Origin of the sequence: Ekhidna algicida (assembly GCF_051379705.1) — a bacterium.
Classification (GTDB): Bacteria; Bacteroidota; Bacteroidia; order Cytophagales; family Cyclobacteriaceae; genus Ekhidna.
Genome location: NZ_CP179868.1, coordinates 3,281,885 through 3,305,496, shown reverse-complemented (window position 1 = coordinate 3,305,496; position 23,612 = coordinate 3,281,885). Strand labels below are relative to the sequence as shown.

The window sequence follows — 23,612 nt, the reverse complement described above, 5'->3', positions numbered from 1 at the left end:
CGGATAGATGAATAGACGAATACCACTTGTTTCACTAGCTATAACAATCTGCGCGATTTCTCTGGCGCAGATTCCGTCTAACATCCAGTCTATCAATGTCGAAAAAAATGATAATTTCATTGGTTTTGATCAAATAGAAATTGACAGTAATCGGGTATTTGTGTTGGCGGAACATTGGCACAACATTCGCTCTGTTCCTCAGGCTACAATGAAAGTCTTGCGGTACTTACATCGCAACGGGAATGTGAGAATTTTAGCGATAGAGCAAGGTGCTAGCGTGGCTCATATGATAAACAGTTACCTTGATTCAGGAGATACCACAATGCTTCGTCATATAGTGCGCAATACTATGTTTTGGGGTAAAGAGAATTGGGCTTTTTTTGAGGACCTGCGCGAATTCAATCTGACACAACCTAAGAAAGAACGAATTTTCGTTAAAAGCATTGACATTGAATATAAGATGGAGTCAGCCATTTATGTAATCAATGAACTGATTGGTGAAAGAGATATTCCAGCATCATTGAATTCAACTCTTGGCGTTTTCAAGCAGCTATTTGAAAATACAAAAGCACACCGTGAATCCTACCAGGGTCTTTCTGTGATGTACTACTATGATAGGGAAGTGGTAGAAAGCCTGGTACTTAAAACCATCGATGAAATGGAACGAAAAAGTGATGCATATACCAGCTTTTTTGAAGACGATTTCGTCCAATTTGCTACTATGATTTTAGAGATGGATGACGGCCTGACATTCGATTACACTAACCCCAATAACAATTACAAATTCAGGGATCGATTGATATATAAAAAGTTTATATCGCTGGTTGAGGAATACCCAGATACAGGCGTATTGTGCGTCATTGGCATGCGACATGCCACGAAAGGTTCCTCAATTTCAAAACTTGATAAGCTAGATTTTTCTCCTTTAAAGGATCAGGTGATGATTATTAAAATATCAGCTCTCTTCAACAAACTGATAATTTCCAGTGATTTGAGAAAAGTCAATTTCAACTACCCGGATCAACTAAAAGTAAACCCTGCCACTTTGATCAAACACACGATAAGCGATGCAGCTTTGAAATCAAGCAAAAATTTTGACTACACGCTTTTCATCAACAGTTCCGGCGAACTGACTCCTTTTGAGAATGTCTATAAGGGAGATAATTAGACAGACGCTCTTTTTAACCGATCATTGATAGCTCTTCCTAAACCCTCGTTGGGTAGTACTTCGGCAAGTACTGTGTTTATGTGAGGTTGATCCATTTTGCGAAGCGCCGCAAAAATATTTCTCGCTGCCTCATCGAGATCACCAGTCGCTGAGAGCACAGCCATATTTGATTCAGGCACATCATGTGAGGTGCTGAACGAAATAACCCCAGTGTTTGCGGAATCTAATGATTTCAAGTTTTGCTCAATGTCTCCAACCAACATCTTTCTTCCTGGCGAATAATGTGATTTTAGCATTCCAGGTGCAGCAGGATTGGAGCTCATATTTACTTTAATTTCAACCTTGCCTACAATGGATTGAATATCTTCTACTTTGGTGCCACCTAAACGATACACAACCGTTTTTCCATCTTCAAAGCCCACAATAGTGGATTCCAAACCAATCCTACATGGTCCTCCATCCAGTATATATTTAATCTTTTCTCCAAGCTGATTCTGAACGTGTTCTGCCGAGGTGGGCGAAACATACCCAAATGGGTTGGCACTTGGAGCCGCAACAGGGAAGTCAAGTTGAGATAATAGATCCTGGGTCAGCGGATGGTTTGGTATTCTTACAGCTATGCGATCCAGTCCCGATGTGAGAAGATCTGGTACTTCAGCTTTTTTTGAAAGTAAGATGGTCAGTGGGCCAGGCCAAAATTGCTCGGCCAATGCCATCGCTTGATCAGGAATTTCATGGACAAGATTTTCAACTTTTTCTAATGTATCTACATGGGCAATTAATGGATCAAACTTAGGCCGATTCTTAACTGTGTAGATTTTGAGAATAGACTTCTCATCCAAAGCGTTTCCAGCTAGCCCATAAACCGTCTCAGTTGGTATAGCCACCACTTCTCCAGTGCATAGTAGTGTTTTTGCTTTTGCGATATCGTTTCCTATCTCTGCCATGGAATTTCTTCCTTCGGCAAAGATGATGAACCTTTTGAATTTGTCATGTGGCTGTTAAATACTTATTTTAGTCTAAAACCTATTCCCATGACAAAAAGCACACGAAATACCTTACGCATCGCATCGATAGTTCTCGCCATCCTGGTCATTTTGATGGACTTGGGCTTCATTCCAAATATTGTGAATTATCATTTTTGGGTAATGGTGATCTCTTATTTTCTCTTGGTTTTGAGCATCAGAGCCTAGCGACGCAAAAGCAGTCTCCCCGACAGACTTTGTCCTTGGTATTGGACACGATAAAAGTATATGCCATTGGCTAAGGAAGTACCTGACGCATTGTTTCCATCCCATGAAACCGTATTTGTTCCGGCATACTGTGGCGCCCAGAGTATGGTGTTTATCAAACTTCCATTTGACGTCAGGATATCTACCCTGACCTCCCCGTCCTCAGGTAATCTATACTGAATCTGAGTATCCTGATTAAAAGGATTCGGATAAGCTGCAACTAGTTCAAATGTATTTACTTCCTCTTCCTCTAGCATCAATGCTTTAAAGTCTGGAATATTGGTTGTAAAGACACCATTACCGTGAGTTGCGATGGCAAGCCTACCGTCACCTGGTCGATAATCCATCATAGTAACAATGGCGCTTCCCAATAGAGCAGGTGATTCTTTGATCCAGGTAGTAGTACCTGAGGTTGACTCTGTTGTGTAAAGTCCTACACTTGTACCAACCAGTCTTAATGTTCCAGAGTTTTTTGGTACAATCTCAGCCCACCTTACACTCGGTCCATTTCCTGATCCATCCGTATTTTCCTCAAGATTTCCACTTATATCTGTAAAGGAGATCCCACCGTCGGTGCTTTCAAAAATTGAGGGAACACTGTAATTAGAGAATACCACGAGCAAATGTTGATTGTCATCAGGATTTACTGCAATACTTGAGACATAAGCTCCAAAAGGAAATTCATTGGAGGAGATTTCTTGTAAGTCAAATGCTGTCTCATCACGAGCGTTATCAAGCCGGAACACCCGGCCGGAAGAAGTTCCAAAAAATACTTTTTCACCATCAAAAGACGCTTCCACTGCACTAACTAATCCATTGGTCAAAGCTGTATCATTCACTTTTTTCCAGCCAATATTGGTAGGAATTTGTGAACCTCCGGGTATCTGAGAAATATTTGGATGAAAATAGAGGTGATTTCCGCCTCCACAAAACATTCGATTCTGATTGATTGGATCTAAAATAAATGGATTCACAAAAAGATATAATGAGCCGGATTTCTGAACGAGACCTCCCGGATCCACACGTCCAAAAGAACTGATAGATTGACCATCATTTAAAGTTATTCTTAGCGTTTGTCCCCTTTGGAATGAAGCCAGCCAAAGCTGATCGTCTTTTGTGGTAGCCGCATATGCTCCGTCCCCTCCAATAATTCCATTCCATGAAGTGCTCCCGTTCCTTGTGAGATCAGTGCCATTGTCTTGCATCCCACCTATCAGCGCTTCGTCACCGATGGTCTTGGATTGTGCAATCGTAAAAAACTGTGAGGTCACAAAACCACTATTGCTACTTTCCCACATGACCGAATCAGCACGAATGTCGCTGGTTTTAATTAATCCACCATCGCTGGCAGAAAGAGCTGCATCCGGGTTGCGTGGCAGAAAGAGTAAATCATGTTGATCAGGATGATGATTGACGTATACTCCACTACCATCTGGATCATATCCACCGATCCACTTGATGTTATCTGATGTTCTAAACCCATCAGTTGATCTAAAAAGGTTGGTTCCTCCGATAAAAACTATATTCTCATTGGTAGGGTGTACACGTATCATCATATTGTAAGAGCCCTGGGTATTCAGGTCGCCTTGATCAACATCGAACTCTGGTATCACACGAGGATTAGGGTCAAAACCGTTGATTCTGTTTGGATTATTGAGTTGAGATAATTTATGCTCTATGATAAATATCGGACTGGAATCAATCATGAAGTAGGTAATATCCGGATTAGACGGACTCGATCCAATCACTGTTCTACGATACTGAGATTCGTCTGTAAGTGGTGTGATATTTGCCCAATCATCACCATTCAGCGAGTAGTAGATTCCGGCTTCCGGGGATCTTTCGCTTGTGCCAGATTCTGAAGACAGGGCGGCATAAAAAACATTATCCTCTGATCGTTCCAAGGATGTATAAAAAGAGGCATTACTTTCATTTAAATCGACCGACTCATCCAAGTTATACAGCTCTTGCCCAACTTCGACCTGCCAGGTATTGCCTCCATCCAGTGATCGTAGTATTCCGCCATATGCTGCGACCAATACTTCGTCTTCATCAAGATTCTCAGGGTTGGTTTCGATATCCCAGATATATTGAAACTGACTATTGAAAATATTAGGTTCTGAATCCTGGGTTGAGGTTAGTGCATTCCAGGTTTCTCCATTGTCAGTAGACTTATAGATTCCGTTTCCACGAAATGGAGCTGATCCACCTCTGGCGCTATTCCCCACAATTTCACCTGTACCATGATACCATATATCTTCTTTTCCGGGACGTGTATCCTGCACTATGCATGTAACGCTGTTACGATTTTCAGGATTCGATTTTCTAACCCAGGTAGCTCCTCCATCCTGACTTTTCCATACACCTCCGGACACACCTCCAGCCAGTATTATATTCTCGTCACGAACATCAAAAGCAACTGCCCGAGTTCTACCTCCAACGTTTACTGGTCCGGCCGATTCTATTGTCAACGCTTCGGTTCGGAGTTGAGCAGTTTGAGTAGTGAGTCTTTTATCAAATTGAAGTTCAGCTACACGTATATCTTCGGGTACAAGCCCGGTGGATGGATCTGCCTGAAGTAAGCTTAGATACTCATTTCTCCCCATCAAATCTTCTCTGCCTTCAATTTCTGAGGCAGCATCAACTATTTGAATGGAATATATTGGCTTGAATTCGTTGAGAGAGTCACCAAGGAGTAAAGCGATACCTAGGATAAAAAGTACTTTTCTCAACCTAATCAATGACCGTGTTTACCTTATTGAGTTTTCCTTCTTCCAATTCACCTGTTTTTACACCAGCTGCATTGTTATTCTTATCCTCAAATTTTGCCTCTACGAAGTATGCTATTGGCTTAATCTCCTTGAAAGTGACTCTGCCTTTTTTGTCAGCTGTCATAGTTGCAACGGCATTTTCACTTGCCAGGTAATCTTTCTCACTTTCGTAAATCGAGACTGTAGCGCCCTCCACATAGTTTCCAAGTCCGTCTATTACCGTGACTCTCAATTTGGTGGGCAATAATTGTGCTTCAGCTGTGTTGATAGAAGCGGATCCCAAAAGGATGACCGCAAAAAGGGTAATAATTCTCATTTTTTAATGTTTCTTAATTGAAAAAATATATTCTGCTAGATTTTCAAAATCATCAGCTTGTTTGTATTTCCTGTCAGGATACGAATTTGCGATAAGTTTGATTCGTGTTGGTTCATCATTTTCTTCGATATACTCGATCTGCACGTTACCATATTTTTGATCAATAGGTTCAATAAAACCTCGCTTTGGTTTTAAATAATGCATTTCTTTCATCTCAACTTTATCATCTTTCTCCTGCATGGTATGCCTGCTCATGACTAATCGGTAGTCTAATAATTTGACTTGATCTTTGATATAGTCGAAAAGATATCTGAGACTATTTTTTCCGTACTTGGCTTCATAACTAATGGCAAAACCGTTACTATAGGTGGATTCCAGCAATAAGATATGCGGGTCTTTATCCACACCTTTCTTTTGCCAGAAATAGGACTGCCACAAGTCGTTTAGAAAATCGGCACAAACCTCTGATCTCTTCCATGCTTGAAATCGATCGACAAAGGACTGACTCCTTTGAATGATTTCGTTGACGAGCACCTTTGTTGGTGTTGCTTCAGACTTACTAAAAAGTCGGTTATATATGTAATCAAAGTAGCTCATTATCTTATAAGCGTAACAGACCCATATTGTTCAATAGTTCCCAAATCAGGAGCCAACGAACTGGAGAATTTCATAATGAATGCATACGTTCCCGGAGGAAGCAATTTACCTTTATAAATTCCATCCCACTGGAAATCCTGATTGTTTGCGGTAAAGACCAACTCACCCCAGCGGGTGTATATCAAAATCTCAAATTGATCTACATAATCATTAGGATAAACAAAGAACTGATCATTTACTCCATTCCCGTTTGGAGAGAACGCATTGGGAGCTACGATGGTTGGTCGGCAATCTTCTACAACCTCTACCTGGTCTGTGGTGCAGGTGAAACCATTGTAAAGGGTGACTTCATAGGTACCCGCGGTTCCTACATTCAGCACCTGATCTGTTGATATGATTGCGTCATCGGGCAACAACCTCCACTCGTAAGTATTAAATATCCCTGGATCCAGGTCTACGGTAGGATCAGTGGCATCCCCAGAACAAAAACCAGCTCTTTCAGGAAGTAATAAATCTTCTGGATTGATCGGAACTACAGCGATATCTAGTGCATCAGTAGCGGTACAGAGTCCCGATTCGTTGGTAGCAACTACGGTATATCTGCCTGAAACTGAAACAGTGAGGATTGAATCTGTAATTGGCAGTACTGTTCCACCTCCGTCTGTCCATTGATAGGTCACTGAAGGATTGAAATAATTGGTAGTCGCTATGGCAAGTACATTCCCGTTATCACAATCTGGCTGTAGAGTCATCGCAACAGTAAATTCGGGTTGAATTTCAATGTTTGTGTCTCCAGATGTTACTTCACAACCTGTGAATTGATCGGTAACAGTTACATTGTAAGTGCCTGAAGTTGAGACAGTATTCTGCATGGCGCCTCCCCCATCGTTCCAATTAAAAATATATGTTCCACTACCACCAGTTACATTAGCCACTAAAGTGACTTGACCTTCGCAGGCATCCCCATTGACTACAACATCTACGGTCGGTTCAGTATTAAAGTTGACAAGAATATCCTCAATTCTATCACAGAAACCTGGGGCTGATGCAGTAACTGTGTAGGTCCCGGCTTGGTCCACAGTAATAGTTGTTCCGGTCGCTGCACTCGTAATGTTCCCGTCCGTTGTGGTCCATGCATACGAAACACCCGCTGTACCTCCATCAGTAATTATTACATCTCCTGAAGTTCCACATATATCTTGAATGGCGTCAAAAGTAAAGACTGGTTCATTTCCTGGTGCAATGGTAATTTGTTCTGTTTCCACGCATCCTGGAGGGGCATTATCTGTTACCTGAATGGTAAACGTGCCTGTATTCAACCCTGAAATCACCAATGGATCCACACTGTCAGTTCCATTAGCCACAATAACGCCGTTTTGGTTTTGAATCTCGTAATCGTAGCTGGCTGGAAGCGTTGGAGTTGTTCCTGAAATGGTTAATTCAACTGTACCATCACAAATTCCACCTGTGTTTGAAACATTCATATTGAAGCTACCTGGATCCTCCACCGGGACAACCTCAAAGTGACTACATCCGGTCACCAGATTTGTAACAGTGAGATTATAGTTGCCCGGAGGTAAATTACCTGGAGGAGCACCTGTTGGAATTGAGATTGTTCCAGGCCCATCAAAATTGAAAGGTCCTGCTGTACTTGGCCCTGAGATTTGATACGAATAGCTACCCGCCACATTAAATGTGATATCTATCGATCCATCATCGTTACCACATCCCGTAGTGGTATTTGATACAATAGAAATATCGGGTGCTTCCTGAATGGTGACCATTAATGTATCCCTGCCAATACACCCAAATGAATTAGTGACCTCCACGGTGTACTCAAAAATGCCAGCGGTAGTTGTGTCAATATCAAAGGTTCTATTGGTTCCAAGTAAGACACCATCAATAGACCATTCATAGGTGGCTCTCGCCACCTGGGCATTCAGAGTGATCGTAGGATCATTTTGACATAAGGATCTATCCGGACCAAGGTCCACAGCAGGTCTTGCATCCGCAAGGAAGACCTGAAGTGTATCCGAAGTACATCCAGTGATTGTATTAATGATCGCCACTTCAATAATTGCGGGATTACTCACCGTAATCTCTCGAGTAGTTTCTCCTGTGCTCCAGTAGTAGTCGAAATCAGGATTGTCCACAGGCCATGCGGTCAATACAATCGATTGATCACAAAGCGCTGTATCAGTAGGAACCGTTGGGTTTTCCGGAATATTATTTATCGTAATGGTTTGTGTCAGTGTGGTGTCTACATCACATCGATTACTCAAAACAAGTTGAACATTATAAGTGCCTGGATTTGCATAGGTATGGGTGGTATCCTGAACTGCTGCAGAACTTCCGTCACCAAAAATCCATAGATAGTTTTCAATCAGATTATTGGGGTCTCTACCTACCGCTGAAAAAGAAGTTGGTTGGCCTGCACATCCTTCAGAAACAATCATGCTTGGCTGCTGTATGGGAGGAGTTTGATTTTGAGCAAAGTTTGGCAGTCCTAATCGACTGGTTCGGCCTGAGAGATCAAAACCTGCTGGATCAAAACTATTGCCTGCATCGTCACCATCTGGAGCGCTTATAGTACCAATGGTGCCTGAGTTGTCAACAGCCATATATATGGTTCCATCCGGCCCCAGCTGCAATGCACCATAGTTTGTGCCTTGTGGATATCCATCAAACTTTGTTGCTTCTATATCTGTAACAGGGTTTGCTGAGTTCAAGCTATCTAAATCGTATTGAATGAGCTTGGATGCACCTGAACTTGTCGTTAAATACAAGCGCAACCCTCCGGGTGAAAACTCCATCCCATAGAGATCACTTTCTCCAGTATCAATTAGTCTGGGGTTAGATACTTCTCCCTGATTGAAGTCTAAAATCTCTACCTGATTCGTTCCCGGGATGTTTACAGCAATCTGATTCAGGTTAGCAGATATTTTCATGTATCCGGTAGCACTCAATTCTTGCATAAAATCATGAATCTCACCACTGGGTGAGAAAATCGCACCGCTAAGACCTGCTGCGCTCGTCTGAAATGCTCTGAACGTATTATTTCCAAATTCATGAGCTACGATCAAATCATTACCTGTAAATCCTGACCCGGTTATCCGCTCAGTACTATTATCCATGAGCTTTATATTCTTGACTATGACTTTCCCTAATCCGTCGCCTTCTTTCATATCAACAACAGAATATCTGAGGGCATATTCATCATCTCCATAAACACGCTCAGTTGTGAAGATGTAGAACATGGTTTCATCATTACCGAAAGGCATGATTAACGAATTTTGCGCTGAGCGAACCTCTCCTCCTATCGTATCGCCATTAAGCATTACTTCATGATCTCGATTCCATACCGTAACTCCGTTTGTATAGAATAGTAAAGCTCCATTAACATCAGAAATAGTGGCACATCCTTCACGTGCATCCTGATTATTTCCATCAAGAATTGCTATTGGTCCATTTGTGAATTCAATACCGGCTTGCTCTCCAAAATACCATTGATTAGACGTCTGGTTTGCAACTCCATATTCCGTAACCTCGATATCATCAAAATCCGTACAGCCAGTAGCGTTTGTTACTTCAACCCAGTATGTGCCTGCTGTATCAATATCAATTGTTTGGGTGAGCGCTCCTGTATTCCAGACGAAAGAGGAGCCAGATCCCGCATCTAAGGTTAGAATTTCATCAACACAAATGGTCGTGTCATTCCCCAGGTCAACCATAAGGTCATTCATTAATATTTCCACTGGCTGACTAATGGTCTGCCTGACGCCATTTACTTCGGCAGTCAAGCTGACTGTATAGCCGGACTCCATTTGATACTCGTAGTTTGGAATCCAAGCATTGGAGGTGCTTCCATCTCCAAAATCCCAGATCAGGTTGTTTGGTACCGGTTCTATAACAGGAAAAAACTTCGTGACATTCGTAAGGCAGCTATCGATCCAATAAAAATTAAGCGTATCAAAAGTGAAGTTGTAACCAGGCGTAAACTCCGGAAACTGCCGTGTGTTGAAATCATCCGGAAAAACGATAGCTTGATATTGAACTGAATCCACTATACTATCTGGAAGGTTGATTCTACCCAGATTAAATGCAGATCCATTTGTGGTCTGATAAAGATGATAGACACGATCATCCGGCGCTCTTTTCAATCCCAAACTACGAAAAATTGGTGTGGGCAAAATTGGATTAACGGCCATGGTTGTATCGTTGAAATCAATTTGATACAGCTGGCCAGTAGTGCCCGAACTTCCAAATCTCGACAAATAGAGTTTAGATCCATCACCAGACCATTCCACATCATAGACAGACTCACCTTGATCATCATTAAACCCTGAGCCAACAAGGGTTGTGTCAAATGCCAATACACCAGTTGTGTTGTCAAAATCCATCAACCAAATATTTCGATTGGTTCTCCTGGGTGCCATGGCCAATTTCGCTGAATCAGCATTATAGGCGAAGTGTGCTGCTTCAAACCCTGGGGTTATTCCACCTGTGAAATCGTAATTAGTGGTTGCACCAACACCTCCACCATCTATTTGTGTCACCTGAATCTCAAACGAATTTCTATCTTGCGAAATAAGCCAAAACAGTTCACCATCTCCTGCCGGAATAATCAACATTCCCCCGGCAGGATCAGTAAGACCTGTCGATACATCAAACATCCCTGTAACTACATCACCATAAGGAAACTGGGCAGTGCCATTGCCAGGTATGGTGGCATCAACTACTGTATATTGAATTTCATTGACTCCTCCGGAACCTGAATTTGTAAAAAGATAATATTGTCCCGGATTGTCTGTGACCGGACAGGTGACTACCGGAACGTTGATGCTAGAAACACCTGACATTCCAGCTCCATTGGGTAGAATGAGGTGTGATGCATCGTAGATATTTATCCCATCTGTATAGAACAGGAGATTGCCTGTGAACTGATCAGTAATCGTTACCGCACCAGCTGTTCCAAATGGAGTTGCCTGATCTGTCTGTAGATATACATCTCTGCCATTTCTATCAAAAACGAGATTTTCAGCAGAGTTTCCAAAGTACCAGCGTGTTTCTGTAATATTTTGTGACCACAGCAAATTGGCTATCAGAAAAAGGACTACAGATAAAATCCGCTTGCAGAACGCAGCGGCATAAGGGGTACGATTCATAAAAATGTCCTTAGTCATACACAACACTTTGTAAAAATAGGATTAACCCCAATAATAAGGGACTTAATCTTTAACAATGTAAAAACTCTTGCATCGCGATGCGCCATATTTTAAATTCATATTCAGGCTTCTTAAAATTTCAACGTTATACTCGTCGTTACATTACGTATGCAAGTCAACAAAAACTTAATTTGATTTATATTATTTGTCTAATTTGCTCATTGATTTGGAATTAACATTTGCATGATCAGGAAGGCTTTTTTCTTCATTTTAGTCATTGGTGTCCTTAGTCAGGAAAACACTTTGCAAGCGCAAGACCCTCAGTTTTCGCAGTACTATGCAGCGCCTTTGTATCTGAATCCTGGGTTGGTTGGAATTAATCAAAAAGGAAGGATGGGAGTCAATTACCGTACCCAATGGCCCAATCTGGATGCGAATTTTGAGACTTTCTCTGCCTATTTTGATTATCACTTTGAAGACTACTTCAGTAGTGCAGGTATCATTTTCACCACTGACAAGGCAGGATCTGCAGGATTAAAATCGAATACCATCGGTTTACAATATGCCTATCAATTGCAAATAAATTATCAGTGGACCTTCCGTCCTGGTGTGGAAGCGGCTTATACTTTTCAGGATTTAAATTTTGATAAACTGATTTTTGGTGATCAATTGAGCGCTACTGGAAATACTGGAAATCCAACGAATGAAGTCTTCAATAGCGGATTAAATGCCAGATTTTTTGATCTTTCGTTTGGTGGGGTTTTTTATAATCCCTCGATATGGTTAGGAGCTGCCTTGCATCATGTTTTGGAGCCCAATCAAAGTATTGCTGGAGGTGACGCACCACTTCCACGAAGATTTTCAATACATGGTGGATATCGTATTCCACTGAACCCAAGTACTACGAATACTTCTATCGGCGAAAGAAGCATTACTCCAAGTTTTAATTATAGAACTCAAGGTGATTTAGATCAGCTGGACGTAGGTGCTTACTTTACGCTTGACCCTATTTTAGTCGGGCTTTGGTATCGAGGACTTCCCATCAAAAACACTGACGGTGTAGTGAATAATGAGTCTATCATTTTCATGGTTGGTATGCAGACTAATAGAGCCACATTTGGCTACAGCTTCGATTATACGCTTTCTGATCTGGGTATAGGCACTGGTGGAGCGCATGAGATCAGCATCGCTTATTCCTTTAGTTTGGGTGATCCATTGAAGCCAGCAGCAGATGTTCGAAGGCTCAAGTGCCCTATTCCGTTTATTTTCTAAGTGACAAAGTCACTCTAATTTTACCTCATGACAGAAGAAACCATATTCACCATACTCTTGGTGATCATAACATTTGATTTTACACTCGAGCGAATCCTGAGTTTTCTCAATCGGAAAAGTGCAAAAAAACCTATCCCAACAGAATTGGAAGGTATATACGATGAAGCGAAGTATGTAAAATCTCAGGCTTATAACGAAGAGGTTTCCCGATTTGGCACTTTCTCAGCAACTTTCAGTTTCGTATTGCTTATCCTGGCTATCTACAATGGATGGTTTGGTATGCTGGATCAGTGGATCCGCACTTTTTCTCCGTTGAGCCTGGTTTCTCCACTCATCTTTTTTGGCTTCCTGTATGTCGCCTCCGATATCATCGGCACTCCATTTTCGATCTATCGAAACTTCGTTATTGAAGCGAAGTATGGGTTTAATAAAATGACTGCAAAGACATTCATATTTGACAAAATCAAAGGATACGTTCTTACCGCCATCTTCGGGGGACTACTGCTAGCTGTATTGATTTATCTCGTAAATGCCATCGGAAGTGATTTCTGGTACTTTTTCTGGGCGATCATGGCGGCATTCGTTCTTTTTGCCAATTTCTTTTACACTTCTTTAATACTTCCTTTGTTTAATAAACTCAAGCCTTTAGAAGATGGTGAGTTTAAGTCATCTATTCAGTCGTATTGCGATAAAGTAAATTTCCCTCTCAAAAACATTTTTATCATGGACGGATCAAAGCGAAGTAGCAAAGGCAATGCCTTCTTCAGTGGACTCGGTAAAAAGAAGAAGGTGGTCTTGTTCGATACTTTGGTGGAGAAACATTCCATTCAGGAACTAACGGCTGTTTTTGCTCATGAAGTTGGACATTACAAAAAGAAGCATATACTATTCACCACCATTTTTAGTATTGGTTTGATGGGATTTATGCTATTTCTATTTTCCCGAATGGCATACAGTGCTGAAGTAAGCTGGGCAATGGGAGGTCAAACCTCGGCTCTTCATTTAAACCTTCTGGCTTTTGGCATTCTGTATTCTCCAATATCTACCATTTTGGGAATCATCGGGAATATCATTTCTCGCAAAAATGAATTCGAAGCAGATGCTTATGCAAGAGAAACGTATGACTCTACTCATTTGATTACCGGATTGAAAAAGATGAGTTCAGACCATCTATCAAATCTAACACCTCATCCGGCATATGTATTTGTTCATTATTCGCATCCACCACTCAAAGAAAGAATAAGCGCATTGGCTGGCTAGTCTTCTGAATGTGTATCAATAAAGTCTATTTCGGCTCGGAAAGGAAAACTCATTAGGTATCCGTGTGCTTCCTGAATGGTCATTTTGTTGTGAATGATCCTGTGAAGCGTTTCTGTGATCGGGCATCTGACCTTGTAGGAATCAGCTAGCTGCTTCACGATATTGATGGTCTTCACACCTTCTGCCACCTCATCCATCGACTCAATGATTTCTTCGAGTGTTTCTCCTTTAGCCAAACGAAATCCAACGGTGAAGTTTCGGCTGAGATTGGACGTACATGTTGCTATTAAATCTCCCACACCTGCGAGCCCAAGGAAGGCCTGCGCATTTCCTCCAAGTGCTTTCCCGATGTACACCATTTCTACCAATCCCCGACTAATGAAGAGAGATTTCGCATTTTCTCCAAGGTCCATACCGGCGATTGTTCCAGCACCTACAGCGATGATATTTTTAAGTACTCCACACAGCTCAATACCAATGAGATCACGACTCCCATAAATCATGAATCGATCGTTTTTCAGTAGTCGCTGACCAATCTTTACGACCTCATCAAAATGAGAGGCTACCACAGTAGCTGCCGGCTTTCGCTGATCTAGCTCACGAGCCAGGTTTGGTCCCGCAAGACAACCAACCCGAAGAACAGAAGTTTCCTCTTTGATCACTTCAGAAATGGTTTTCACGTGCTCTCGGGTGAGCGGGTTGCTGGAGTTGATTTTTTGCTTTTTAGGTACAAAGAGATCAAACCCCTTGGTTCCGTGAATCAGTACATGATACGGCTTCAGGTGCGGGGCCAGCTTGATAATCATGTCCCTGAAATTGGCTGAAGGAACCATCGGAAAAATTACTTCGCACTGCTGAGGAACTTCCTCCAGATTATTGGTGACCTCTATATTTTCGTGAAGCTTTTGCCTCGAACTCACACGCTCCTTGGCAATCTTTTTTGTTTTTTCAGGATCACGGATATACAAAATTACTTTTGCATTATTCTCCGCCAGAATATTGGCGATAGCAGTACCGAAGCTACCTGCTCCTATAACACCTATTATTTCCTCAGATGTACTTTTCGAGTCCATAGCCATTCATTCTGTTGTGATAATAGTAAAGCGTATTGGTATCCTGAACGATGATTTTATCACCTTTCTTAATAAGCGGACGCTGATCGTGGTAAAGTCCCACATTTTGTAGACCATGCTCGATCGAATCAGTTGCTCGTTCTTTCATATGGTCTGCCATGTCTACTTCTCCTTTCTTATGGATCTTTTCAAGTCGATCTCTTAGTTTTTTGTAGTTCTCTTTAAATTCTTCATAATCCAGAATCAAATCTTCATCCGGAAGACGGAGGACATGATACAAATCCAGTTTTGGATTCTGTCGCTCAAGCATTTTGAAAGCAGTAAACGCCACCAGGTGACTGGCAAATACCCGATTGTACTTATGGTATTCTTCTACGATCCGTTTTGATAATACGCGTACATATTCCTTTTCTCGCTGTGCATCAAATGTGATTTTCTTATCCCTCAAGAAGTAATCGCGAACATTGATTGGGTTACCGTTTTTATCAAAGCTATTGCCATCACTGTCTACATAGTTTCCAAGAATGTCTGTTCCTCGTCCCACGTTAACGGAGATATCAGATCCTTTTGTAAAGAACTTGAACATGAATGTTCCCAACTTATAAGAAGTAGAAAACTCATCTGCCTCCACATAGTATCGCTCCCTACCAGTTCTTTTTAGGTAATCACGGATAAGGGATGGAGCTTCCAGAGTGAAGTGATAATTGATTACCACCGGAACGATGAAAACTTTGCGCACTTCCTCGTTTTTCTCGGCATTCAGATACAGTTCCCTCTGCGCCTCTATGGCAGTGCCGAGTAATCCCATTCGTAGGTTTGTTTCTATTTCGCCAGATCTGGATCGCGTTCCACCCGGAAAAAACAAAGAGTGGCATCCTTTTTTGATTGCGTTTCTTGAATATGTCTTCAGTGTCTCCAGATATATCGGATTTTTCTTTCTCCGATCCACTTTGTAAGCACCAAGACTATTCATGAAATAAGCAAGTATTTTAATGTTGAAGAGATTTAACCCAGCGCCGTAGATAAATGGCGGTAATCCAAGATGCTGAATGGCCCACCCGATAAGAATAGAATCCAGGTTGCTGAAATGAGTTGGCACCATTACCACAGTGCCTTTTTTAGCTAAAGTGCGAATATGCTCTGTCTCCCCAATCACATGAACTTTATCATCTAAATCCAACTGACGACTAAACAAGGACAAAAGTCCCTTGACCCGTGCAGCATTGAGCAGACGAGCGAATCCGAAGGTTATGAAGCTTTGCGCAAAGCGATAGGCTGATTTTTTGAAATTCCCCGCTATTTCCTGGGTATATCGATTGATGATTTCAACAAGCAGTTCTTTTTCAAGTGCTTCGGCTTTCTCCTTTTCATCCGGATTGATATCTAGCAATCGTGCTTGGATGTTCTTCCAATACACTTTTTCATCAGGTGGGTCTACGCGCCAGGGATTTGCTTTCATCCTCAGTTTTTCCCTGTGAATGGTCATCTCAATCTCTTCACGGAGCGATCCATTCTTAGAACTGACTAGGTGATCGTATGTCTCATTGGTGACTTCATCAATAAACTCCCTTCTATATTTGGACAACTTAACAATTGGCCATTCACTCTTGTTAGGGATAATTTCTGAATACCTGACTTTCTTTCTGCGCATTTACCTGTTTTAGAAATTGGCGGAAAGATAATTCTAAGAGTTAACATCTGTATAATTGCAACCGGAATGACACTTAAATTAAAAGACATCCAGGCACCTGTAGCTACAGAAATGGAAGAATTCGAAAAGAAATTTCGACAATCCATGAAGAGTAAGGTTATGCTTCTTGACAAAATCACCGGATATATAGTTCGGAGAAAAGGTAAGCAGATGCGCCCACTTTTTGTTTTTCTAAGTGCCGGAGCAACAGGTGAGATTTCTGAATCTACCTATCGAGGAGCATCACTTATCGAACTGCTCCACACCGCATCACTGGTTCACGATGATGTAGTGGATGATTCATCAACACGTCGAGGGTTTTTCTCAATCAATGCTTTGTGGAAAAATAAGATTGCGGTACTGGTGGGAGATTTCCTACTTTCCAGAGGCCTTATACTCTCCATGGAAAATGACGACATTAACCTTCTTAAAATAACAACTGAAGCAGTTAAAGAGATGAGCGAAGGCGAACTTCTGCAAATGGAGAAGGCGCGGAAACTCGACATAAGCGAAGATGTTTATTACGAAGTGATCAGACAAAAAACTGCAAGCCTAATTACATCATGCTGTAAGGTTGGTGCAGCTTCTGCCGGAGCGGATGAAGCCACCATTCAAAAGATGGGAGAATTTGGACTCGCGGTTGGCATGGCCTTTCAGATTAAAGACGATTTATTCGATTACGGTACTTTCGAGATTGGCAAGCCTAGAGGAATTGACATTAAAGAGAAAAAGATGACTCTTCCACTTATTTATGCACTTAACAAGGCTTCGAAATTGGAAAAAAAGAGAATTAAACGACTGGTGAAGCGCGCAGAGAAGAAACCCAAGCTTGTACATGATGTGATTGATTTTGTGAAAGCCTCCGGAGGAATAGAATACGCGATCTCTGTAATGGAAGATTTTCATCAAAAGGCTAAAGATATCTTACAGACTCTTCCAGAATCTGTTTTCAGAAACTCACTAGAGGATTTGGTTCAGTTTACTATCGAACGAACGAAGTAGTCACCTAAAAATCACGCTTCTAACCCCTTCAATAATTAGAATGACTAACACAAGAATCATAACGGCTGCTGCTGCTCCGGCCACTTCTGGTGTATCCACTTGTTTTTCTGTGATCCCATAAGCCGCCCAGGCTACTACTCCACCAAATATCGGATCACGGTACCTGATGATCATCACTGTTCCTACAGCACCTGCCAATGCCAATTCTACAAAAACCCAGACAGTTTTGGTCATGATCCAATTGTCCATTCCAATTACCGTTTGTTCCACACTGATATTCGCAAGAGTTGCCACAGTAATCCATCCGAGATATAAGCTGAAGGGAATTCGTATGAATAACCGATCTCTGAATCCCTCCATTTTATCTGGCAGAATGTGTCGGTAAATCCCAATCAGTGAAGTCAAAATCACAGCCATCAAAATCAATGATAAAGTGATAAGCTCGTAGTGCCAGCAAATGATCCAAAGTGTATTGGCGATACAATTGACTACAAAATGCCGATTGATGCGATCGAAATTGGTTCTGAATTTATTTCGAGGAAGCAATTGGAAGATTACATAAAAGATTAGCAGTGTGTAGATCAGTCCCCAAATAGAAAATGTAAAGCCTGCCGGCGTAAACAATGTCGGGTAAGTTGAAGAAACCTCACCGGTTGTTCGCCCACCAATTGGAAGATAATTGGCTAAGAAGTTTACGATCAGCACAACAGACAGAGTGAATACGGGAATGATTCGATTCATATTGCAAATTTAGGTATGAACTGCTGGCCGAAGTGATTGTTCACCTAGTCCATTTGAAATAGGCTTCTTATGTTTGCGGTTCTAAAATTTACGCGCGCATGAAAACTATTCAGGATTACGATTTTAAAGGAAAAAAAGCATTGATACGTGTGGACTTCAATGTTCCTTTAAATGCAGACATGGAAGTAACCGATGAAACTCGAATCAACGCTGCAATTCCCACTTTAAAAAAAATCCTGAATGATGGTGGTTCATGCATCCTGATGTCCCACTTAGGAAGACCAAAAGATGGACCAGAGGACAAATTCTCTTTGCGACATATCATCAAGAATCTTAGTGAGAAACTCGGTGTAGCCGTGAAGTTTGGCGGTGATTGCATTGGAGAATCAGCCAAGGAGATTTCGAGTCAGCTACAGGGTGGTGAGGTTTTGCTACTGGACAATGTGCGTTTCTACAAAGAAGAAACTGCCGGAGATGAAGCTTTTGCTAAGCAACTTGCTTCTCATGGTGACATTTATGTGAATGATGCTTTTGGAACAGCTCATCGTGCGCATGCCTCCACAACTGTAGTGGCTAAATTCTTTGAAGAAAAATGCTGCGGTAATGTGATGAAAGCAGAATTAGAAAATGCACAAAAAGTGCTGGAAAAGGCCGAACGACCTTTTACCGCAATCATGGGTGGAGCAAAGATCTCCGACAAGATCATGATTATCGAGCGGCTTTTGGATAAGGTAGATCACCTGATCATTGGTGGTGGTATGAGCTACACTTTTTTTAAAGCCATGGGTGGTCAAATCGGCAATTCACTTGTGGAGGAAGATAAACTGTCGCTCGCAAAAGAATTAATCTCGAAAGCAAAGGAAAAAGGTGTAGACCTTCAGCTGCCAAAGGATTCGATCATTGCCGATGATTTCAGAAATGAAGCAAATACTCAGACTGCTGATAATTATGCTATTCCTGACGGATGGATGGGATTGGATGTAGGTCCGGAATCTCGAACGGTATTTTCGCAGATCATAGAAAAATCAAAGACTGTACTATGGAATGGCCCGATGGGCGTATTCGAGATGAGCAACTTTGCTGAAGGAACAAATACGATTGCACAAGCGGTGGTGAAGGCGACTGAGAACGGTGGATTCTCGCTTATCGGCGGTGGAGATTCTGCAGCAGCCGTAAATAATCTGGGCTATGGCGACAAGGTGTCCTACGTTTCTACTGGTGGTGGCGCATTGCTGGAATACATGGAAGGAAAAGTGCTTCCCGGAGTGGCGGCACTTGAGAGCTAAGTCAGAGAAAACTTTCCCTCTTGCTCGATTACTTTTTTGTCATTGATCAGAATGCGCAACGCCTCCATAATTTGATCTTCTGTATAGTTGGACATTAATGCTCGAAGCTCTGTGATATTTCGAGGAGCTTCTAATACTTCTTCCAGCTTTTCAACAGGAATCTCGCTGGCTTTTAATCTTTTCTTGATCTCCAGGTCATTATCACATATTCCGCAGGTTAGAGAAGTTTTTTCATCAAAGTAGTGTTGGAAAATCTGCGTTCGACAATCCTTGGATTGCATGTAATCTATTACAGCAGCAGCTTTTTCTTGAGCTAACTTCCTGCGCCACTCTATCTGTTTGTTGTCTATTGGTAATTTATCGGCATCCAGACGAGGAGTGAGAAAAGTAATGGTAGCAGAATCCAAGGCAGGTTGATAATCAATCACCTCACTTTCATTTAGGAATTTCAGCCACTTTCTTACCTGCACCTTGTCCGTCTTTAGCAATGATCCTACATCCTTCTCCTTGATTTTTGAATAACCAACAAACACTTCTCCACCATACAATCGCAACAAAGTCTTGATAAAAGGATCGAGCTTGGGATTCGCTATCTGAAACTTGTATGTTTCGCTTTTGTCCAGCAAAAAGGTGATCTTGGATTGCTCGTAAAAACCTTCTGTCATTTGAATCAATCCTTCATCACTCAGCTTTTTCAAGGCAGCATACGTCTCGATCATTGGCAGATTGTAGGTATTTACAAATTGCTCATAGTTAAAAGGGAAACTTGAAAATGCATGACTTCCGATAGCCATCTTGTAGTAATTGGCCAAGGCCTGATAGGTTCGTTTGATCTGCTCAAGCGAGACCACCGAACGATCCGTTCGTTCCCTCAGCTCATCGGTGTCGTGTGGATGATACAAGGCAACCGCGTATGCTTTCTTTTCGTCGCGTCCGGCACGACCAGCCTCTTGGTAATAGGCCTCAAGTGAATCCGGCAAATCTAAATGGATAACCGTACGAACATCCGGTTTGTCTATGCCCATACCAAACGCATTGGTAGCAACCATAACTCGGACTTTGCTATCTATCCAGGCACTTTGTTTATCTCCACGATCTTTTCCCGAAAGTCCTGCATGATAGTAATCCGCAGAAATGTTATTTCTCTTGAGTAGCTCAGCGACCTCTCTGGTACGTTTACGACTTCTTACATACACAACAGATGTACCATGTACGTTGCCCAGTATTTCCATTAGCTTACCTTCTTTATTCTCCAACTTAAAGGCAGAGTAGGAAAGGTTGGCTCTTGCAAAGCTTTTCTGAAAAATCTGAACATCTTTCATTTCCAGTCTTTCTGCAATGTCTTTCTTCACCTCCTTGGTAGCTGTGGCTGTAAGTGCTATCAAACGCTCGATACCCAGCTCATTTTTGAATGTAGCTATCTCCATATAAGGCGGTCGAAAATCATAGCCCCATTGCGAGATGCAATGCGCTTCATCGATAGCTAGAAGGGAAATATTCATCCTTCGGGCGCGCTCTATGAATATTTCCGTTTTCAATCGCTCAGGAGAGACATATAGAAATTTAAATCCACCGTAAACGCAATTATCCAGAGTGATATCAATTTCACGTTTACTCATTCCCGAATAAATCGCTGAAGCCTTTATTCCTCGGCGCTTCAGTTGCTCTACCTGATCCTTCATGAGGGAAATCAATGGCGAAATAACAATGCAAATACCGTCAAGCATCATAGCCGGGATCTGAAAACAAATAGACTTTCCTCCACCAGTGGGTAGCAAAGCCAGCGTGTCTTTACCATCTACCACAGAGCGAATGATATCTTCCTGCATTGGGCGGAATGAATCGTAACCCCAGTATTGCTTAAGTATTTCGGATAAATTCACAATTCTAAGCTAACATTGAAAAACGGTTGTACGACCTATTGTAAAAGAATTATTTCCGGTAATTGAATTTAGCTATTGAAAAGAACTTATGACGATACGTAAAGCTCTCCTTACCATCCTTACATTTATTATTTTTCTATTCACCGCCCATTCACAAATTATACCAAAATGGACAGTTGAACTGAAGGGCCTGGGAACATTTTCCTCGCCTCGTGTGGCTGACCTCAATCAAGACGGAATTAAAGATATTATCGTAGGATGCGGACGTGAAGAATTTGAACAGGCGGATACAGCTGTTATCGCGTTGAATGGAAAAGACGGTTCCATGATTTGGCATGTAGGCGCTCGTGATCAAATGTTTGGGTCGGCGGCCGTCTATGACATTGATGAAGATGGGATCGATGATGTGCTCATCTCTGGACGTTCAGCTGAGCTGAAAGCAATAAGTGGTGCCACCGGAAAACTTATTTGGGAGTTTACCAAAGTATCAGAACCCAAAAAATTGCGCGAGCTTGGTTTCTACAATTTTTACAATCCTCAGATGATTGATGATCAAAATGGAGATGGAAAACGTGATATCCTCATAGCCAATGGTGGAGATGTGACTAAAAAAGCAGATGAAAAAGATCGACCTACCGGACAGCTTTTCATCCTTGATGGACAAAATGGAAAGATCATCTCACGGGCCATGATGCCGGATGGAAAGGAGATTTACTGTTCAACTGTGATTACTAAACTTTCCCCTGAGGCTAAAGACTACTCAGTCATTTTTGGAACCGGCGGAGAAACCGTGGGAGGGAATATGTACATCAGCACGCTAAAAGACGTACGAAATGAAGACCTTAGCAAAGCAGTCTCAATAGCTACCAGTCCAGAAAAAGGATTTATCGCGCCTCCACTATTAATCGACGTAACCAAAGACGGAACGCTGGATGTTTTGATTAACGCAGTTGATGGACGGATGATCGCAGTTGATGGTAAAAACAAAGAGACACTATGGCAGTCTTTAACTCCATCTTCAGAAGCTTATGGTTCAATAGCAGCTGGTAATTTTTTTGAAGCAGATAAACTGGACTTTTTCTCTGTGTATGCCTCCGGTGTTTGGCCAAACCTTACCAACTCAAAGCAACGATTAATAGACGGGCAATCCGGAGATGCCATCTTTACTGGCACAATGGGATCCGTGCAAACCAGCACGCCCATTATTGCAGACATCACACAGGATGGGTTTGATGATGCACTACTCAGTGTCAACATTTTGGTAGAAACGTTTCCATTAAAAGACTACTTTAACGCGCTGGTGTTGTATGATTTCAAAAACAAAAGTGTACATCAGTTTACCCGTGCGCAATTCGGAATAAATCTGGCCTCTACTCCATGGATCGGTGATCTTGATGGTGATGGCAAATTTGATATCATCTACTGCAATCATACCGAATCCAGGAATGTCTTTGCGATGAATAACTTGAGAGTTAATCTCATCAAAACCGATATCGAGATTAAAAATCCAGTGAAGTGGGGAGCCTATATGGGAAGCGATTACGATGGAGTGTATAAAGACTAAATGAATCGCTAGTTCAAACAGTTGATCATTTTGCTTGTTTCATTGAAAACAAGTTTCATGCTTTATCTCTTAAATTTTATTCTCATTATGCTGACTGCAACTCCACAGGTCGTTTTTGATTTCGACACCTCAACTAATCCAAATTCCTGGCAAATAGTCGATGATGTGGTGATGGGTGGAAGATCCGATGGAAACTTTGAAATCAATGAAGAAGGTCACGGCGTATTTTCAGGAACAGTCTCATTGGAGAATAACGGTGGCTTTTCGTCTGTGAGACATAGTACTCGCATAAATGAAGTTTCTGCTAATGATAAGCTCGTGATCAAGCTAAAAGGAGATGGTAAAAAATATCAATTTCGAGTAAAGCAGGATTCCAGAGCCTACTATTCTTACATATATACTTTTGAGACTTCCGGTGAGTGGGAAGAGGTAGAGATTCCTTTAAAGGAGATGTATCCTTCATTTCGCGGAAGAAAACTAAACAGTCCTAACTTCTCGCACGATACTATCCGAGAAGTCATCTTCTTGATCGGAAATAAAAAAGCACAAGACTTCAAGCTTATCATTGATAAAATATTAATTGGGAATTGAT

The 23,612-nt window shown here is 41.8% G+C and carries 17 protein-coding genes; 8 read left to right on the top strand and 9 right to left on the bottom strand.

Annotated elements, in window-relative coordinates; translation table 11 throughout:
• The first annotated feature begins 7 nt into the window (after positions 1-7).
• Positions 8-1,168 carry a hypothetical protein gene (locus ACL8WY_RS14875; RefSeq protein WP_436515546.1) on the top strand — a complete coding sequence of 387 codons (1,161 nt, stop codon included), beginning with the start codon at positions 8-10 and terminating at the stop codon, positions 1,166-1,168.
• On the opposite strand, the gene ACL8WY_RS14870 is transcribed toward ACL8WY_RS14875, so the two are convergent.
• A complete protein-coding gene (locus ACL8WY_RS14870) occupies positions 1,165-2,115 on the bottom strand; it encodes an L-threonylcarbamoyladenylate synthase (RefSeq protein ID WP_436515545.1) in 951 nt (316 codons plus the stop codon). The genes ACL8WY_RS14875 and ACL8WY_RS14870 overlap by 4 nt on opposite strands.
• A gap of 87 nt (positions 2,116-2,202) precedes the next feature.
• On the opposite strand from ACL8WY_RS14870, the gene ACL8WY_RS14865 reads away from it, so the two are divergent.
• A complete protein-coding gene (locus tag ACL8WY_RS14865) occupies positions 2,203-2,361 on the top strand; it encodes a hypothetical protein (RefSeq protein WP_436515544.1) in 159 nt (52 codons plus the stop codon).
• On the opposite strand, the gene ACL8WY_RS14860 is transcribed toward ACL8WY_RS14865, so the two are convergent.
• Genes ACL8WY_RS14860 through ACL8WY_RS14845 form a run of 4 tightly spaced genes read right to left on the bottom strand, consistent with a single transcriptional unit; the run spans position 2,358 to position 11,267 of the window.
• Positions 2,358-5,132 carry a FlgD immunoglobulin-like domain containing protein gene (locus ACL8WY_RS14860; RefSeq protein ID WP_436515543.1) on the bottom strand — a complete coding sequence of 925 codons (2,775 nt, stop codon included), beginning with the start codon at positions 5,130-5,132 and terminating at the stop codon, positions 2,358-2,360. The genes ACL8WY_RS14865 and ACL8WY_RS14860 overlap by 4 nt on opposite strands.
• 1 nt (position 5,133) lies before the next feature.
• Positions 5,134-5,487 carry a carboxypeptidase regulatory-like domain-containing protein gene (locus ACL8WY_RS14855; protein ID WP_436515542.1) on the bottom strand — a complete coding sequence of 118 codons (354 nt, stop codon included), beginning with the start codon at positions 5,485-5,487 and terminating at the stop codon, positions 5,134-5,136.
• A gap of 3 nt (positions 5,488-5,490) precedes the next feature.
• On the bottom strand, positions 5,491-6,084 hold the full coding sequence (locus ACL8WY_RS14850) for a hypothetical protein (RefSeq protein ID WP_436515541.1): 594 nt from the start codon (positions 6,082-6,084) through the stop codon (positions 5,491-5,493).
• On the bottom strand, positions 6,084-11,267 hold the full coding sequence (locus ACL8WY_RS14845; RefSeq protein ID WP_436515540.1) for a PKD domain-containing protein: 5,184 nt from the start codon (positions 11,265-11,267) through the stop codon (positions 6,084-6,086). Before ACL8WY_RS14845 ends, ACL8WY_RS14850 begins: the two co-directional genes overlap by 1 nt.
• A 225-nt stretch (positions 11,268-11,492) precedes the next feature.
• Between ACL8WY_RS14845 and ACL8WY_RS14840 the strand changes: the two genes are divergently transcribed.
• Both ACL8WY_RS14840 and ACL8WY_RS14835 read left to right on the top strand, forming a co-directional pair.
• Positions 11,493-12,521, top strand: coding sequence for a PorP/SprF family type IX secretion system membrane protein (locus ACL8WY_RS14840; RefSeq protein ID WP_436515539.1), 1,029 nt, complete (start codon positions 11,493-11,495; stop codon positions 12,519-12,521).
• Between the two features lie 27 nt (positions 12,522-12,548).
• Entirely contained in the window at positions 12,549-13,781 is a 1,233-nt protein-coding gene (locus tag ACL8WY_RS14835; RefSeq protein ID WP_436515538.1) for a M48 family metallopeptidase, read from the top strand.
• Here ACL8WY_RS14835 and ACL8WY_RS14830 read toward each other — a convergent pair.
• Positions 13,778-14,854, bottom strand: a complete 1,077-nt coding sequence (locus ACL8WY_RS14830; protein WP_436515537.1) for an NAD(P)H-dependent glycerol-3-phosphate dehydrogenase — start codon at positions 14,852-14,854, stop codon at positions 13,778-13,780. The two genes, ACL8WY_RS14835 and ACL8WY_RS14830, sit on opposite strands and share 4 nt — an antisense overlap.
• The gene (locus ACL8WY_RS14825; RefSeq protein ID WP_436515536.1) at positions 14,832-16,505 is read right to left on the bottom strand and encodes a 1-acyl-sn-glycerol-3-phosphate acyltransferase; all 1,674 of its coding nucleotides are present in this window, start codon (positions 16,503-16,505) and stop codon (positions 14,832-14,834) included. Before ACL8WY_RS14825 ends, ACL8WY_RS14830 begins: the two co-directional genes overlap by 23 nt.
• A 66-nt stretch (positions 16,506-16,571) precedes the next feature.
• Here ACL8WY_RS14825 and ACL8WY_RS14820 point away from each other — a divergent pair, with 66 nt between their 5' ends.
• Positions 16,572-17,546 carry a polyprenyl synthetase family protein gene (locus ACL8WY_RS14820; protein ID WP_436515535.1) on the top strand — a complete coding sequence of 325 codons (975 nt, stop codon included), beginning with the start codon at positions 16,572-16,574 and terminating at the stop codon, positions 17,544-17,546.
• Here the strand turns inward: ACL8WY_RS14820 and ACL8WY_RS14815 are convergent, their stop codons facing one another.
• Entirely contained in the window at positions 17,547-18,287 is a 741-nt protein-coding gene (locus tag ACL8WY_RS14815; protein ID WP_436515534.1) for a TspO/MBR family protein, read from the bottom strand.
• A 98-nt stretch (positions 18,288-18,385) separates the two neighbouring features.
• Between ACL8WY_RS14815 and ACL8WY_RS14810 the strand changes: the two genes are divergently transcribed.
• Positions 18,386-19,573, top strand: a complete 1,188-nt coding sequence (locus ACL8WY_RS14810) for a phosphoglycerate kinase (protein ID WP_436515533.1) — start codon at positions 18,386-18,388, stop codon at positions 19,571-19,573.
• Here the strand turns inward: ACL8WY_RS14810 and ACL8WY_RS14805 are convergent.
• Complete coding sequence (locus ACL8WY_RS14805; protein ID WP_436515532.1) at positions 19,570-21,456, bottom strand: RecQ family ATP-dependent DNA helicase; 1,887 nt, start codon at positions 21,454-21,456, stop codon at positions 19,570-19,572. The two genes, ACL8WY_RS14810 and ACL8WY_RS14805, sit on opposite strands and share 4 nt — an antisense overlap.
• 88 nt (positions 21,457-21,544) lie before the next feature.
• On the opposite strand from ACL8WY_RS14805, the gene ACL8WY_RS14800 reads away from it, so the two are divergent.
• Positions 21,545-23,020, top strand: a complete 1,476-nt coding sequence (locus ACL8WY_RS14800) for an outer membrane protein assembly factor BamB family protein (RefSeq protein ID WP_436515531.1) — start codon at positions 21,545-21,547, stop codon at positions 23,018-23,020.
• 57 nt (positions 23,021-23,077) lie between these two features.
• Positions 23,078-23,611: a CIA30 family protein gene (locus ACL8WY_RS14795; RefSeq protein WP_436515530.1), complete on the top strand. Its 534-nt coding sequence runs from the start codon at positions 23,078-23,080 to the stop codon at positions 23,609-23,611.
• Position 23,612: the final 1 nt, after the last annotated feature.

Excerpts from the sequence above, each read along its gene's own strand:
- ACL8WY_RS14810 (WP_436515533.1), top strand. The coding sequence starts at position 18,386 with ATGAAAACTATTCAGGATTACGATTTTAAAGGAAAAAAAGCATTGATA.
- ACL8WY_RS14855 (WP_436515542.1), bottom strand. The coding sequence starts at position 5,487 with ATGAGAATTATTACCCTTTTTGCGGTCATCCTTTTGGGATCCGCTTCT.
- ACL8WY_RS14795 (WP_436515530.1), top strand. The coding sequence starts at position 23,078 with ATGCTTTATCTCTTAAATTTTATTCTCATTATGCTGACTGCAACTCCA.
- ACL8WY_RS14870 (WP_436515545.1), bottom strand. The coding sequence starts at position 2,115 with ATGGCAGAGATAGGAAACGATATCGCAAAAGCAAAAACACTACTATGC.
- ACL8WY_RS14865 (WP_436515544.1), top strand. The coding sequence starts at position 2,203 with ATGACAAAAAGCACACGAAATACCTTACGCATCGCATCGATAGTTCTC.
- ACL8WY_RS14850 (WP_436515541.1), bottom strand. The coding sequence starts at position 6,084 with ATGAGCTACTTTGATTACATATATAACCGACTTTTTAGTAAGTCTGAA.
- ACL8WY_RS14815 (WP_436515534.1), bottom strand. The coding sequence starts at position 18,287 with ATGAATCGAATCATTCCCGTATTCACTCTGTCTGTTGTGCTGATCGTA.
- ACL8WY_RS14800 (WP_436515531.1), top strand. The coding sequence starts at position 21,545 with ATGACGATACGTAAAGCTCTCCTTACCATCCTTACATTTATTATTTTT.
- ACL8WY_RS14820 (WP_436515535.1), top strand. The coding sequence starts at position 16,572 with ATGACACTTAAATTAAAAGACATCCAGGCACCTGTAGCTACAGAAATG.
- ACL8WY_RS14840 (WP_436515539.1), top strand. The coding sequence starts at position 11,493 with ATGATCAGGAAGGCTTTTTTCTTCATTTTAGTCATTGGTGTCCTTAGT.
- ACL8WY_RS14835 (WP_436515538.1), top strand. The coding sequence starts at position 12,549 with ATGACAGAAGAAACCATATTCACCATACTCTTGGTGATCATAACATTT.
- ACL8WY_RS14875 (WP_436515546.1), top strand. The coding sequence starts at position 8 with ATGAATAGACGAATACCACTTGTTTCACTAGCTATAACAATCTGCGCG.
- ACL8WY_RS14830 (WP_436515537.1), bottom strand. The coding sequence starts at position 14,854 with ATGGACTCGAAAAGTACATCTGAGGAAATAATAGGTGTTATAGGAGCA.
- ACL8WY_RS14825 (WP_436515536.1), bottom strand. The coding sequence starts at position 16,505 with ATGCGCAGAAAGAAAGTCAGGTATTCAGAAATTATCCCTAACAAGAGT.
- ACL8WY_RS14845 (WP_436515540.1), bottom strand. The coding sequence starts at position 11,267 with ATGACTAAGGACATTTTTATGAATCGTACCCCTTATGCCGCTGCGTTC.